This is a genomic window from Desulfocurvus sp., assembly GCF_023230885.1.
Lineage (GTDB): Bacteria > Desulfobacterota > Desulfovibrionia > Desulfovibrionales > Desulfovibrionaceae > Desulfocurvus.
In genome coordinates this window covers 1-12,552 of the sequence record NZ_JALNWM010000091.1, presented here as the reverse complement: position 1 = coordinate 12,552, position 12,552 = coordinate 1, and the positions used below count along the sequence as shown (strand labels likewise).

The following is a 12,552-nucleotide window of genomic DNA, read 5'->3' as shown; positions in this document are numbered from 1 at the left end:
TCGTGGTAGCGCGCGTGGTCGTGGCTGCGGCCGCAGCGCTGGCAGTGCCACGCGCCGACGCTGCCGTGGAATTCCACCACCCGGCGCGAGCCCGCGCGCTGGTGCAGCCCGTCGATGTTCTGGGTCACCACCCCGGCCAGCAGGCCGTCGGCCTCCAGGGCCGCCAGGGCGCGGTGGGCCGGGTTGGGCTCCGCGCGGTGGAACAGGCGCAGGGCGTCGAGCAGGAACTCCCACACGCCCAGTGGGTTGGCCGCAAGGGCCTGCACCGAGGCCACGGCCAGGGGGTCGAAGCGCGACCACAGCCCGCCGGGACTGCGGAAGTCCGGGATGCCGCTGGGCACGGAAACGCCCGCGCCCGTGAAGGCCACGGCCCGCCGGGCGCCGCGCAGCAGCTCCGCCGCCCGCCCGCAGCTTTCGCGCCAGGGTTCGGCCATGCCCCTGCCTCCTAGCGGGCCATGATCCGCTGGATTATGGCCCGCGAGTTGGCCTCGACCCGCAGCAGCTCCTGCGGGGACAGCCCGGCCCCCAGGCCCACGGCCCGGCGCCGCTCGGCGGACACCAGATCCCCCGGCTCGTGGGCGTCGTTGTTGATGACCAGCGCCGCCCCGTGGGCCCGCGCCAGAGCCGCCACATGGCCGTTGGCCAGGCTGTGGCCCTTGCGGGTGGTGATCTCCAGCGCCACGCCGCGCTCGGCGGCCAGGGCCGCCTCCTCGGGGGTGATCAGCCCCGGGTGGGCCAGCACGTCCACCCCGGCCTCGATGGCCGCGAGGTTGGTGCCGCGCTCCACGGGCTCCACAGGCGTTTCGCCGTGGACCACGACGACCTGGGCGCCCAGCTCGCGCGCGCGGGCCGCCAGGGGCGCGATGAGCGCCGGGGGCACATGGGTCAGCTCCACCCCGCAGAACAGGTCGATGCCCGCATAGGGCGAATACAGCTCGGTGACGCGGCGCACCCCGGCAATGATGGCCTCGATGTTGGAGTGGTCGGCGTGGTCGGTCATGGCCAGGGCCGTATAGCCCGCCACCCGGGCGCGCCGGGCCAGCTCCGCCGGGATGAGCGCGCCGTCGGAAAAGGTCGTGTGCGTGTGCAGGTCGATCATGAACTGGCTGTCCCCCGTCCCGGAGCGCCGGGCTACATCTTGTACTTGCTGTCCTTGCCGGAGAATTTCTCCAGCAGGTCGTTCCACTTGGCGGCCTCCTCGGTCTTCAGCACGGGGCTGGCCCCGGCGGCGGACGCCTCGGCGTCGCGGGCCACGTCGTCGAGCACGGCCCGGGCCACGAAGATGGGGCAGCGCGCGCGCAGGGCCACGGCCACGGCGTCCGAGGGCCTGGCGTCCAGGCGGCGCAGGGTGCCGCCCTGATCCAGCTCCACCTCGGCGTAGTAGGTCCCGGCCTCCAGCCGGGTGACCTCCACCCGCGTGATGGTCGCGCCCAGGGCCGCGGCGAGGCTGACGAGCAGGTCGTGGGTCATGGGCCGGGGCAGGGACACGTTGTTCAGCACCAGGGAAATGGCCATGGCCTCCATGGCCCCGATCCAGATGGGCAGGGTCTGCTCCTCGCCCAGGTCCTTGAGCACCAGGACCGGCACGTTGGAGGCCTCGTCCAGGGCCAGGCCGTACACCTTCATCTCTACCATGGCTCACCCACCGCCTCTCCCCGCAGGGAATGCTTCTTGGCCTGCACGATCCTCACGTCCACAAGCTGCCCGGGCCGTCCGCCCCGGCCGCCCAGGGGCACGTTGACCACGCGCCCGCCCTCGTCGCGCCCGCGCCAGGCCACGGGCCCCCGCCCGTCCTGGCGCCGGCTTTCGGCCTCCAGCAGCACCACGGCCCCCGCGCCCACCCGGGCGGCCAGGGCCCGGGCCGTCAGTTCCTCCTGGAGCGCCTGGAGCCGCGCCAGGCGGTCCAGCTTCTCGTCCTTGGCGATCTTGGGCGCCATGTCCACCGAGCGCGTGCCGGGGCGGTCGGAATAGGCGAAGGAGAAGCTCGATTCGTACCCCACGGCGCGCATGGCCTCCAGGGTCAGCTGGAAGTCGGCCTCTGTTTCGCCCGGAAAGCCGACCATGAGGTCGGTGGTCAGGGCGATGTCCGGACGGGCCGCGCGCAGGGCCGCCACGAGGTCCAGGTAGCGGCGCATGTCGTAGCGGCGGCCCATGGCATGAAGTATCCTATCGGAACCGGCCTGAAGGGGCAAATGCAGCGCGGGGCAGAGCTGGGGCAGGGTCGCGAAGGCATCCACGACCTCCGGGGCCAGGTCCTTGGGGTGCGAGGTGGTGAAGCGCACCCGGGCCACGCCGTCCACGGCGCAGACCTGGCGCAGCAGCCCGGCGAACCCCGTGCCGTCGCCGTGGCGGTCCAGCCCGTAGCTGTTGACGTTCTGGCCCAGCAGGGTCACCTCGCGCACGCCGCGCCCGGCCAGGGCGCGGACCTCGGCCAGCACCTCGGCCGCCGGGCGCGACTTCTGGCGCCCGCGCACATAGGGCACGATGCAGTAGGCGCAAAAGTTGTCGCAGCCCTGCATGATGTTCACGAAGGCCTGCCCGGGCCGGGCCAGGGCCTGGCCGTCGTCCGGCCGGGCGGCCCCGCCGTCGTGGCCGGGGGCGTCGGCCGCACCGCCGCCCTCGGGCAGGTACAGGGCCCGGGGCAGGAAGGCGGGCTCGAAATCGAGCAGGGCCAGGGGCCCGGGCTCGGCGCCCGAGACCAGCGCCTCCAGGGCCTGGGGGGCGCGCGCGGTCTGGTCCGTGCCGAAAACCAGGCGCACCTGGGGGAAGCGCTCGAAGAACCCGCGCCCCACCTGCTGCGCCACGCAGCCGCCCACGGCGAGGAAGCGCCCGGGCACGTCGGCCCCCAGGCCCGCGAGGCGGCCCAGCAGGCTGTAGACCTTGCGCTCGGGCTTCTCGCGCACCGAACAGGTGTTGACCACGACCACCCGGGCGCGGTCCTCGGGGGCCCGGGTCCAGCCGTGGGCACACAGGGCCCGGCCCAGCCAGTCCGAGTCGTGGACGTTCATCTGGCAGCCGAAGGTCAGGATATGGAAAGTCTTGTTCTCTGCGTTCATGTGTCCGCTTGGGCGCCCGGGGCGCCGTCCAGCCAGCCGCGCAGCCAGGTCAGCGCGCGGCGGCGGGTTTCGTCCTTGGGGATGTCGTCGTTGGTTATGGCCAGTTCGGCGCGCGGGTTCTCCTCGAAGGGAACGTCCACGCCCACCACCTCGCCCAGCCCCGGGAAACGGCGCCCGGTGCGCTGGCGCTCCAGGGCCTTGGCGTACAGCCCGGCCATGACCAGCCCCTCGGGCCGCCTGGCCTCGCGGGCCATGGCCGTCTCCAGGCGGCAGCGCACATGGATCTCGGCGAAGCGTGGGATGAGCGAGCGGGCGTATTCGCGGAACCGCGTGCGGTAGGCCGCGCCGTCCATGAGCACCCCCCGCCCCCGGGCCGCCAGGTCGGCCGCCTCCTCGGCGAACAGGCGGTAGGCCTGTTCGCGCTCGGCGGCGGTGTATTGCGGCTGCGGGAAGTAGGCCTTGCGCCGGGCGTCCATCTGGAGCAGGACCACGTCGCGGCCCTCCTCGGCCAGGGCCCGGGCCAGGCCGCGCGCCAGGGCCGACTTGCCCGAACCCGGCAGCCCCACCACCCACACCGCCCAGCCGGTGCTCATCGCAGGTAGCGGTTGAAGTCCGCGTAGTCGAATTTCCCGTCCTCCAGCACGTTTTCCACGAAGCGCAGCAGGGCGGCGCGCACCTCGGGCGTGTGGCGTGGGTACCACTGCGGCGAGGCGACCACAAGCCCCCGGAACACGAAGAACGGCGCGACCACCTCCAGGGCCTGGGCGTCGCCCGTGCACTCCAGCCACTCGCGCCACAGGGCCAGGTAGAGCTCCAGGAATGCGCCCTCCAGCCGGGGCCGCCCGTCCAGCAGGCCGAAAAGCGCGTAATTCAGGGTCATGGTGGCCACGTCGCCCACGGGCTCGCCCCACACGCCCCGGCTGCGGTCCAGCACACGGAAGTCGAAGCGCCCCGTGGCCTCGCGGGTCACCAGCACGTTCCAGGGGTGGAAGTCGCCGTGGACCTCGGCCAGGCGGTGGGTGTAGCCGCGCAGCTTCCAGCGCCAGTCCACGAGCCGCTTTTCCAGCGCCCTGAAGCGCTCGGGCGGAAAGGCGTCGTAGGGGTGCGGGTAGCCGTCCACGATGCCGAAGATGCACTCGCAGTCGCCCACGAGGTTGCGCACATGGCGCACATAGCGGTCGGGCTCGTCGGTCCGGGTGGAATGCACGCGCGCAAGCCAGCGCCCGAACTCGCGCGCGAGCTCCAGGTCGTGCTCGGTGAGCCCCCGCTGGCGGATGCGCTCCAGCTCCCGGAAGTAGTCCGAGCCCGGGAGCATCTCGTTGACGAGGAAGAACTCGCGGGGGGCGCGCACGGGCACCAGCCGGCCCGAGGCGTCCACATAGCCCAGGCCCAGGGGCCGGACGTGGCGCTCCATGCGCGCGCCGGACTCGAACTGGAAGATGGCCACCCGCGCGCGGTCCCAGTAGTCCTGGTGGCCGTAGCGGTCGCCGCGCATGACCGAGATCACGGCCTCGCCCGCCTCGCCGTCGCGCTCCCAGCGCACGCGCAGCGGGCGGCCGTAGCCGAAGTCCTTGATGCCCTGCTCGTCCAGGGAGCCCACGGCGCCCAGGGCCGTGACGCGCACCGCGCCGCCCAGGGCCTCGCACAGGTACCGCTCCACGCTCTCGCGCCTGAGTTCGACCATCGCCAGCCTCCTTGTGCCGTCCGGCCGAAGTGCGCCGGGCGCCCGCCCCCGGGGGCGTCAGCGCGCCGGAGCCGGGCCGAAATGGCGTTCGTACACGGCCCAGAACTCGTCCTGCGTGAAGACGTGCTCCTGGGTGCCCAGGTTCTCCACGGCCCATTTGGCGCACACGGCGCCCAGGCGCGCGGCGCCGGGCAGGTCCTGCCCCAGGGCCAGGCCCTTGAGCAGCCCGGCGCGGAAGGCGTCGCCCGCGCCCGTGGGGTCGGCCACGCGGGCCACGGACACGGCGGGCACCTCGGCCACCGAGCCGTCGGCGCCGTGGATGCGCGAGCCCTTCTCGCCCAGGGTGGTGACGACGCTGCCGGTCATGCCCAGCAGGTCGGCCAGGGAACGGCCCGTGGCCTTCATGATCATTTCCAGCTCGTAGTCGTTGGACACCAGGGCCAGGGCCCCGTCGATGCAGCCGAGCATGGCCTCGCCGGACAGGGCGGTGATGTTCTGCCCGGGGTCGAAGATGTAGGGGATGCCCCGGGCTTTGTAGAGGGCGGGCAGGGCGACCATGTCTTCGAGGTTGCCGGGGGCGACGATGGCCAGGGCGTCCGCCGGGTCCACCCCCGAGGCGTCGAAGCCGCAGCGCGTGCCCATGGCCCCGGGGTTGAAGCAGGTGATCTGGTTGTCGGCCATGTCGGTGGTGATGTGGCAGTTGGCCGTCAGCTCGTCCGCGACGCGGCACACGCCCGACAGATCCAGGCCCAGGCCCGCCAGGCGCTCCTGGTAGCGGTCGAAGTCCCGGCCCGCGGCGGAGAGGATGCGCGGGCGCTCGCCCAGCAGAGCGAGGTTGTAGGCGATGTTGCCCGCCGTGCCGCCGAAGCGCTCGGTCAGGCCGTTGCCGACGAAACAGACGTTGAGGATATGGATCTTGTCGGCCAGGATATGGTCGCCGAACCTGCCGGGAAAGCTCATGATGAAGTCGAAGGCCAGGGAGCCGGAGACGAGAAGCTGCATGGGCGTGGGGACTCCTTTGGGGTTAGGCGGTCTGGGGCGGGCGGGTCTGCTCGCGTATCCAGTCCAGGAACGGGGCGCTGCCCCCGGCCACGGGCAGGGCGACAACGCAGGGCACGTCATAGGGATGGTTGCGGCGCACGGCCAGGGTCAGCTCGTCCAGGCGGTCGGCCCAGGTCTTGGCGACGAAGGCCGTCTCGCCCTCGTCGTGGACCTGCCCGGCCCAGGCGTAGATGGAGCGGACCGGGCCAAGGACGTTGACGCAGGCAGCCAGGCGCCGCTCCACCAGCAGGCGGCCGATGCGCGCGGCATGGTCGGCGTCCGGGGCGGTCATGTAGACCACAAGCGCTCCCGTGTCCACGTCCGCTCCGCCCCGGCTAGGGGCACACCGGCTTGGCGCCCGCCGGGAGGGTGAAAAGGTAGTCGACGATGAGGGCCTTGTCCTGCGGGTCCACCTGCGCGCCGCGCAGCATCATGCGCGTCACCGTCGTGTCCCAGGCGTCCTTGCCCCTGGCGCGCAGGCCCCGGCAGATGCGCACCGTGTCGTGGCAGCCGGTGCAGCGGGTCATGACCAGGGTCTGCCCGTCGCGGGCCTGGACGGGCGGGGCGGCCTCGGGCTGCGGGCACACGGGCGGGCTGCCCGGGGCCAGGGCCGCCAGCCAGTCCACCAGGGCGCGCTTTTCGTCCACGTCCAGACGCGCGCCGCCCCGGTGCATCTCGTTGACCGTCCAGTCCCAGCCGCCCCGGTCCAGCCGCCCGAGCTTGGCGCAGGCGGGCTCCGGGCCGTGGCAGGCGATGCAGCGCGCCTGGAACAGCCCCGGGCCGTCCTGCGCGGCCCGGGCCGGGGCCGCCGCAATGGCCAGGGCCAGCGCAAGGGCCGCTACGAGAACGCCCCCCGCCCGGCGGATGCATCCTTCCCGCGATATGGCCATGATCCTCCCCCGCCGCAGACGCGGCGCAATACAGACGGTATCAGCACCGGCGGCAAAAGCAAACCGTTTCCCCGCCGGGCCGTGGGGCGCGCGGCGCGCCAAAGGGGTTGACCTCGGGACGCCAACGGAGTTAGGCGGTTGGGGATTTGCCCGATTCCGTCACCGCCGCACCCTTCACCGAACGGAGACATCATGCCCCTGCACGTCGTGGACCACCCGCTGGTTCGGCACAAGCTCGGCCTGCTGCGCCAGGACGGGCTGTCCACCAAGGACTTTCGCCAGCTCGCCAACGAGATCGCCCGCCTGCTGACCTACGAGGCCACCAAGGACCTGAGGACCGAGAAAAAAACCGTCAAGGGCTGGGCCGGCGACGTGGTGGTGGACAACATCGAGGGCAAGACCCTGACGGTGGTGCCCATCCTGCGCGCGGGCCTGGGCATGCTCGACGGCGTTCTGGACATGGTCCCCGGGGCCAAGACCAGCGTGGTCGGCTTCTACCGCAACGAGGAGACCCTGAAGCCCGTGCAGTACTATGTGAAGCTGGCCAACCAGATCGACAAGCGCATGGCGCTGATCCTGGACCCCATGCTCGCCACGGGCGGCACGCTCATCGCCACCATCGACCTGCTCAAGGAGGCCGGGTGCAAGTCCATCCGGGGCCTGTTCCTGGTGGCCGCGCCCGAGGGGCTGCGCCGCCTGGAGGCCGCCCATCCCGACGTGGACGTGTACACCGCCGCGGTGGACGAGCGGCTCAACGACGTGGGCTACATCCTCCCCGGCCTGGGCGACGCGGGAGACAAGATTTTCGGCACCAAGTAGACCGAGGCGGGGCCAGCCCCGCCTTTTTTTGAACCCGGCCCCAAAACAAGACCTGCAAGGGAGGCGACGGTCATGGCCACAACCGACTACTCGTTCCGGCTCAAGGACAGCCTGCTTGGCGCGCAGATGCTTTTCGTGGCCTTCGGAGCCCTGGTGCTCGTGCCGCTGCTCACGGGGCTTGACCCCAACGTGGCCCTGTTCACCGCCGGGGCGGGCACCCTGCTCTTCCAGTGCATCACCCGGCGCCAGGTGCCCGTGTTCCTGGCCTCGTCCTTCGCCTTCATCGCGCCCATCATCTACGGCGTGCAGACCTGGGGCATCCCGGCGACCATGAGCGGGCTTGCGGCGGCGGGCCTGTTCTATGTGGCCCTGGCCGGGCTGATCAAGCTGCGCGGCGCGGGCATCCTGCACCGCGTGCTGCCCCCGGTGGTCACCGGGCCGGTGATCATGGTCATCGGGCTCATCCTGGCCAAGGTCGCCGTGTTCATGGCCGTGGGCAAATCCGGCGACGGCTCCGTGGACCTTTTCCCGCGCGACGTGGCCCTCATGGTCTCGCTGACGGCCCTGGCGGCGACCATCCTGGCCTCGCTGCTGGGCCGGGGCTTCCTGCGGCTGGTGCCCATCCTGTGCGGCATCGCGGCGGGCTACGCCGTGAGCCTGGCCATGGGCATCGTCAGCTTCGACGCCGTGGCCGCCGCCCCGTGGCTGGCCGTTCCGGCCTTCGTCCTGCCCGAGCTGAACTGGGAGGCCATCCTGTTCATCGTGCCCGTGGCCATCGCCCCGGCCATCGAGCATTTCGGCGACGTGCTGGCCATCGGCTCGGTCACCGGGCGCGACTATGTGAAAGACCCCGGCATCCACCGCACCATGCTCGGCGACGGACTGGCCACCACCCTGGCCTCCTGCCTGGGCGGCCCGCCCAACACCACATACTCCGAGGTCACCGGCGCCGTGGCGCTGACCCGGGTCTTCAACCCCGGCGTCATGACCTGGGCGGCGCTCACGGCCATCGCCCTGGCCTTCGTGGGCAAGCTCGGCGCCCTGCTGGGCACCATCCCCTCCCCGGTCATGGGCGGCATCATGATTCTGCTGTTCGGCGCCATCACCGTGGTGGGCATGAACACCCTGGTCCGCGCCGGGCAGGACCTCATGCAGCCGCGCAACCTGGCCATCGTGGCCGTGATCCTGGTTTTCGGCATCGGCGGCATGAGCTTCAACGTCGGCGAGGTGGCCCTGGCGGGCATCGGCCTGTCGGGCATCGTGGGCGTGGCGCTCAACCTCGTGCTGCCCGCGCAGCGCGCGGGCAAATAACGGCGCGGCGGAGGCGAAATGGACTTCTACAAGGACAAGGCGGTGCTCGTCACCGGCGGGTGCGGCTTCATCGGCTCCAACCTGGCCATCCGGCTGGTGCGCGCCGGAGCCAGGGTGACCATCGTCGACTCCATGTTCGAGGACTACGGCGGCAACCTGCACAACATCGCCCCCGTGGCCGACGACGTGCGCCTGAACATCTCCGACGTGCGCGACCAGGTCTCCCTGCGCCACCTCGTGCGCGGGCAGGAGGTCATCTTCAACCTCGCCGGGCAGGTCAGCCACATCGACTCCATGCTCGACCCGGTGACGGACCTGGAAATCAACGCCAAGGCCCAGCTCGGGGTGCTCGAAGCCTGCCGCCACGCCAACCCCCGGGCGCGCATCGTGCTCACCAGCACCCGCCAGATCTACGGCCGGCCGCGCTACCTGCCCGTGGACGAGAACCACCCCCTGGACCCCGTGGACATAAACGGCATCAACTGCATCGCCGGGGAGTGGTACCACCTGCTCTACCACCGCGTGTACGGCATCCCGGCCACGGTGCTGCGCCTGACCAACACCTACGGCCCGCGCCAGCTCCTGCGCCACAACCGCCAGGGCTTCCTGGGCTGGTTCATCCGCCTGGTGCTGGAAAACCGCGAGATCCAGATCTTCGGCGACGGCGCCCAGCGCCGGGACATGAACCATGTGGACGACGTTGTGGACGCCATCCTGCTGGCCGGGCAGCGCGACGAGGCCGTGGGCGAGGTCTACAACCTGGCGGGCGACGAACCCGTGAGCCTCAAGGACCTGACCGAGCGCATGATCCGCATCGCGGGCAGCGGCTCCTACCGGCTGGTGCCCTGGCCCGAGGAAAAAAAGCGCATCGACATCGGCGACTTCTACGGCAACGCGGCCAAGATCGAGGCCGCCCTGGGCTGGAAGCCCCGGGTGGGCGTCGACCAGGGACTGGCCGCGACCTTCGAGTACTACCGCGGCTGCCTGGGCAAATACCTGGACTGAACCGGCCGCCGCAACGGAGCGAACATGCCCATCCCCACCGCCCCTGCGGCCCGGGCGCGGACAGCGCGCCCCGGCCTGGCGCCGGTCCTGGCCGCCCTGATCCTCTGTCTGCTGCTGGCGGGCTGCATGTCCTCCGGGCGCTTCATGGACACCCTGACCGAGGGCCTGGGCTCCGGCGAGGAGCCCAGGCCCCTGGGCGGCGTCCAGGGCGCGCAACGCGAGGCCTGGCTTGGCCCCCTGGAGCCCCTGGCGGGCGACTCGGACCTGGAGGAGCTGGAACTGGCCTTCGAGGAGCTGCCCGCCGGCCTGGACCGGCGCTGGCTGAACTTCGAGACCCAGGTCCAGTGGGAAGTCTCGGCCCGGGGCGTGCCCGAGGCCAGGCAGACCCCCGAGGGCCTGCGGCGCACCCTGCAGGCCCGGGCCACGCCCCAGGGCGGCGCCACCGCCCGGGCCCCGCTCACCGCCCTGCGCGACGACAAGGGCCGCTGGCAGCCCGCAGGGGCCGACGGAGCGCCCCTCCCCTAGGTCGCCGCGAACGCCCGGCGCAAGGACATCCCGGCCGGGCCCCCGTGCGCGGCGCAGCCCGCCGCCGAGGCACGGGGGCGCCCGGAGCCGCGCCCGCCGTTGACAGCCTCCCCCCCGTCCGGCCACAGTGGGGCCACCCAAAGGAGACGCATCATCCCCATGTCCCTGATTGACGAACTCGCCGCGCGCGTGGTGCTGGCCGACGGCGCCATGGGCTCGCGGCTGCACGAGAAAGGCGTGGCCGCAGGCGCCTGCTTCGACGCCCTGAACCTGACCCGCCCCGAGCTGGTGGCCGGGGTCCACGCCGAATACCTGGCCGCCGGGGCCGAGCTGGTGGAGACCAACACCTTCGGCGCCAACGCCTTCAAGCTGGCGGGCTTCGCCCTGGCGGACAAGGCCCGCGAGATCAACCTGCGCGGCGCGGCCCTGGCCCGGGCCCAGGCGGGCGCCCTGGCGGGCGGCCGGGCCCTGGTGGCCGGTTCCATGGGCCCCCCGGGGCGCATGGAGCACCGCCCGGACCCCGGGGCCCTGGCCGAGGCCTACGCGGCCCAGGCCGCCGCCCTGGCCGAGGGCGGGGCCGACCTGCTGCTGCTGGAAACCTTCGCCGACCTGGACACCCTGCTCGCGGCCCTGGCTGCCGCCAAGGGCGCCTGCGCCCTGCCGGTGGTGGCCCAGCTGGTGCTCCCGGCCCAGGGCGGCGCTCTGGCCGCCCCGCGCGCGGCCTCGGCCCTGCGCGCCCTGGCCGAGGCCGGGGCCGATGCGGCGGGCTTCAACTGCGGGGCCGGGCCGCACAAGGCCCTGGAGCTGGTGCGCGGCCTGGGGCCGCTGCCCGTGCCCCTGACCCTGTTCCCCAACGCGGGCTACCCCGAGCGCGCGGGCGACCGCCTGCTCTACGACAGCTCGCCGGACTATTTCGCCCGGGCCATGCACGAGTGCGCGGCCCACGGCGCGCGGCTGCTGGGCGGCTGCTGCGGCACGGGGCCGGAGCACATCGCGGCCCTGCGCCGCCTGCTGGACGCCCAGGGCGATCCCGCCCGGACCCCGGGGCGCCCCGCCGCCGCCCCGGCCGCCAGCCAGGGCGCCCCGGCGGACGCCCAGGACACCCCCGCCCTGCCCCAAAGCCGCCTGGGCCAGGCCCTGGGCCGACGCAAGCTCCTGCTGGTGGAGCTGGACCCGCCCCGGCACCTGGACACGGCCCCGGCCATGCAGGCCGCCCGGGCCCTGGCCCAGGCCGGGGTGGACGCCATCACCGTGGCCGAAAACCCGCTGGCCGCGCCGCGCCTGTCGGGCGTGGCCCTGGCGGGCATGATCCACCGCGCCACCGGCCTGGACACGGTGGTCCACCTCACGGGGCGCGACCGCAACCTGGTGGGCATGCAGTCGACCATCATGGGCCTGGCCGCCCAGGGGCTGACCAACGTCCTGGCCGTCACCGGCGACCCGCCGCCCCAGGGCACCGACGACGCCGTCACCGGCGTCTTCGACCTGCGCTCCTTCGAGCTGATCGCCCTGCTGGCGCGCTTCAACCGGGGCGAGAACCACGCCGGGGAGCCCCTGCGCCTGCGCCCGAACTTCACCATCGGCGCGGCCTTCAACCCCAACACGCGCAACCCGGCCCTGCAGGTGCAGCGCGCGCGGCGCAAGATCGAAAACGGCGCGCGCTTCCTGCTGACCCAGCCGGTCTACACCCGCGAGGCCGCCGAGCGCTGCGCCGAGCTGACCGCCGGGCTCGGGGTGCCGGTGCTCCTGGGGGTCATGCCTTTGGTCAGCGCGCGCAATGCCGAGTTCCTGCATAACGAATTCCCGGGCATCTCCATCCCCGGGGCCATCCGCGAGCGCATGCGCCGCGCCGGGGACCAGGGCGCCCGCGAAGGCACGGACATCGCCTGGGAGCTGCTGGAGCACGCCTGGCCGCTCTTCGGCGGGGCCTATCTGATCCCGCCCTTCAACCGCCACACCCTGGCCCTGGAGCTGGCCGCGCGCCTGCGCGCCGCCGGGCTGTGGCGCCCCGGCCCCTGAAAAACAGGGGGCGGCGCACCGCCCCCCGGTGCGCCGCCCCCGAAAATTCCCCGCGCCCGCCCGCGCGGAAATCCCTACCCCTGGCCGGGCAGGATCACCCGAAGAGTCGTTCCCTCCCCACCCTCCTCGCCCAGGGCGACGCTGCCGCCCATGGCCCGGGCCATGCTGCGAATGCCGTAGGTGCCAAGGCCCGCTCCGCCGG

14 protein-coding genes are annotated in these 12,552 nt (G+C 72.7%); 5 read left to right on the top strand and 9 right to left on the bottom strand.

Annotated features, from left to right (window positions below):
• From M0P34_RS08175 to M0P34_RS08135, 9 genes are all read right to left on the bottom strand, one after another.
• Positions 1-434: Sir2 family NAD-dependent protein deacetylase (locus M0P34_RS08175; protein ID WP_291498292.1), on the bottom strand; the 434-nt coding region annotated here is incomplete at its 3' end.
• An 11-nt stretch (positions 435-445) separates the two neighbouring features.
• Complete coding sequence (locus M0P34_RS08170) at positions 446-1,099, bottom strand: histidinol phosphate phosphatase domain-containing protein (protein ID WP_291498290.1); 654 nt, start codon at positions 1,097-1,099, stop codon at positions 446-448.
• A 32-nt stretch (positions 1,100-1,131) separates the two neighbouring features.
• On the bottom strand, positions 1,132-1,635 hold the full coding sequence (locus tag M0P34_RS08165; protein WP_291498288.1) for a bifunctional nuclease family protein: 504 nt from the start codon (positions 1,633-1,635) through the stop codon (positions 1,132-1,134).
• Positions 1,629-3,056 (bottom strand): MiaB/RimO family radical SAM methylthiotransferase, encoded by a 1,428-nt coding sequence (locus tag M0P34_RS08160; RefSeq protein WP_291498286.1) that lies wholly within the window; start codon positions 3,054-3,056, stop codon positions 1,629-1,631. Before M0P34_RS08160 ends, M0P34_RS08165 begins: the two co-directional genes overlap by 7 nt.
• Positions 3,053-3,649 carry an adenylyl-sulfate kinase gene (locus M0P34_RS08155; RefSeq protein WP_291498285.1) on the bottom strand — a complete coding sequence of 199 codons (597 nt, stop codon included), beginning with the start codon at positions 3,647-3,649 and terminating at the stop codon, positions 3,053-3,055. The genes M0P34_RS08160 and M0P34_RS08155 overlap by 4 nt, the downstream gene beginning before the upstream one ends.
• A complete protein-coding gene (locus tag M0P34_RS08150) occupies positions 3,646-4,740 on the bottom strand; it encodes a phosphotransferase (protein WP_291498284.1) in 1,095 nt (364 codons plus the stop codon). The genes M0P34_RS08155 and M0P34_RS08150 overlap by 4 nt, the downstream gene beginning before the upstream one ends.
• 57 nt (positions 4,741-4,797) lie before the next feature.
• Entirely contained in the window at positions 4,798-5,742 is a 945-nt protein-coding gene (locus M0P34_RS08145; protein WP_291498282.1) for a carbohydrate kinase family protein, read from the bottom strand.
• A gap of 22 nt (positions 5,743-5,764) precedes the next feature.
• Entirely contained in the window at positions 5,765-6,100 is a 336-nt protein-coding gene (gene cutA / locus M0P34_RS08140) for a divalent-cation tolerance protein CutA (protein WP_366062287.1), read from the bottom strand.
• Between the two features lie 16 nt (positions 6,101-6,116).
• On the bottom strand, positions 6,117-6,671 hold the full coding sequence (locus tag M0P34_RS08135) for a hypothetical protein (protein ID WP_291498275.1): 555 nt from the start codon (positions 6,669-6,671) through the stop codon (positions 6,117-6,119).
• A gap of 192 nt (positions 6,672-6,863) precedes the next feature.
• On the opposite strand from M0P34_RS08135, the gene upp reads away from it, so the two are divergent.
• The 5 genes from upp to M0P34_RS08110 all read left to right on the top strand — a co-directional run bounded on the left by upp (position 6,864) and on the right by M0P34_RS08110 (position 12,350).
• Entirely contained in the window at positions 6,864-7,490 is a 627-nt protein-coding gene (gene upp / locus M0P34_RS08130; protein WP_291498273.1) for a uracil phosphoribosyltransferase, read from the top strand.
• Between the two features lie 72 nt (positions 7,491-7,562).
• Positions 7,563-8,801 carry a uracil-xanthine permease family protein gene (locus M0P34_RS08125; RefSeq protein ID WP_291498271.1) on the top strand — a complete coding sequence of 413 codons (1,239 nt, stop codon included), beginning with the start codon at positions 7,563-7,565 and terminating at the stop codon, positions 8,799-8,801.
• An 18-nt stretch (positions 8,802-8,819) separates the two neighbouring features.
• Positions 8,820-9,806: a GDP-mannose 4,6-dehydratase gene (locus M0P34_RS08120; protein ID WP_291498270.1), complete on the top strand. Its 987-nt coding sequence runs from the start codon at positions 8,820-8,822 to the stop codon at positions 9,804-9,806.
• 24 nt (positions 9,807-9,830) lie between these two features.
• A complete protein-coding gene (locus tag M0P34_RS08115) occupies positions 9,831-10,331 on the top strand; it encodes a hypothetical protein (protein WP_291498268.1) in 501 nt (166 codons plus the stop codon).
• A gap of 159 nt (positions 10,332-10,490) precedes the next feature.
• Positions 10,491-12,350 carry a bifunctional homocysteine S-methyltransferase/methylenetetrahydrofolate reductase gene (locus M0P34_RS08110; RefSeq protein ID WP_291498267.1) on the top strand — a complete coding sequence of 620 codons (1,860 nt, stop codon included), beginning with the start codon at positions 10,491-10,493 and terminating at the stop codon, positions 12,348-12,350.
• Positions 12,351-12,552 lie beyond the last annotated feature (202 nt).

Excerpts from the sequence above, each read along its gene's own strand:
- M0P34_RS08120 (WP_291498270.1), top strand. The coding sequence starts at position 8,820 with ATGGACTTCTACAAGGACAAGGCGGTGCTCGTCACCGGCGGGTGCGGC.
- upp (WP_291498273.1), top strand. The coding sequence starts at position 6,864 with ATGCCCCTGCACGTCGTGGACCACCCGCTGGTTCGGCACAAGCTCGGC.
- M0P34_RS08145 (WP_291498282.1), bottom strand. The coding sequence starts at position 5,742 with ATGCAGCTTCTCGTCTCCGGCTCCCTGGCCTTCGACTTCATCATGAGC.
- M0P34_RS08165 (WP_291498288.1), bottom strand. The coding sequence starts at position 1,635 with ATGGTAGAGATGAAGGTGTACGGCCTGGCCCTGGACGAGGCCTCCAAC.
- M0P34_RS08150 (WP_291498284.1), bottom strand. The coding sequence starts at position 4,740 with ATGGTCGAACTCAGGCGCGAGAGCGTGGAGCGGTACCTGTGCGAGGCC.
- M0P34_RS08115 (WP_291498268.1), top strand. The coding sequence starts at position 9,831 with ATGCCCATCCCCACCGCCCCTGCGGCCCGGGCGCGGACAGCGCGCCCC.
- M0P34_RS08125 (WP_291498271.1), top strand. The coding sequence starts at position 7,563 with ATGGCCACAACCGACTACTCGTTCCGGCTCAAGGACAGCCTGCTTGGC.
- M0P34_RS08160 (WP_291498286.1), bottom strand. The coding sequence starts at position 3,056 with ATGAACGCAGAGAACAAGACTTTCCATATCCTGACCTTCGGCTGCCAG.
- M0P34_RS08110 (WP_291498267.1), top strand. The coding sequence starts at position 10,491 with ATGTCCCTGATTGACGAACTCGCCGCGCGCGTGGTGCTGGCCGACGGC.
- M0P34_RS08155 (WP_291498285.1), bottom strand. The coding sequence starts at position 3,649 with ATGAGCACCGGCTGGGCGGTGTGGGTGGTGGGGCTGCCGGGTTCGGGC.
- M0P34_RS08170 (WP_291498290.1), bottom strand. The coding sequence starts at position 1,099 with ATGATCGACCTGCACACGCACACGACCTTTTCCGACGGCGCGCTCATC.
- M0P34_RS08135 (WP_291498275.1), bottom strand. The coding sequence starts at position 6,671 with ATGGCCATATCGCGGGAAGGATGCATCCGCCGGGCGGGGGGCGTTCTC.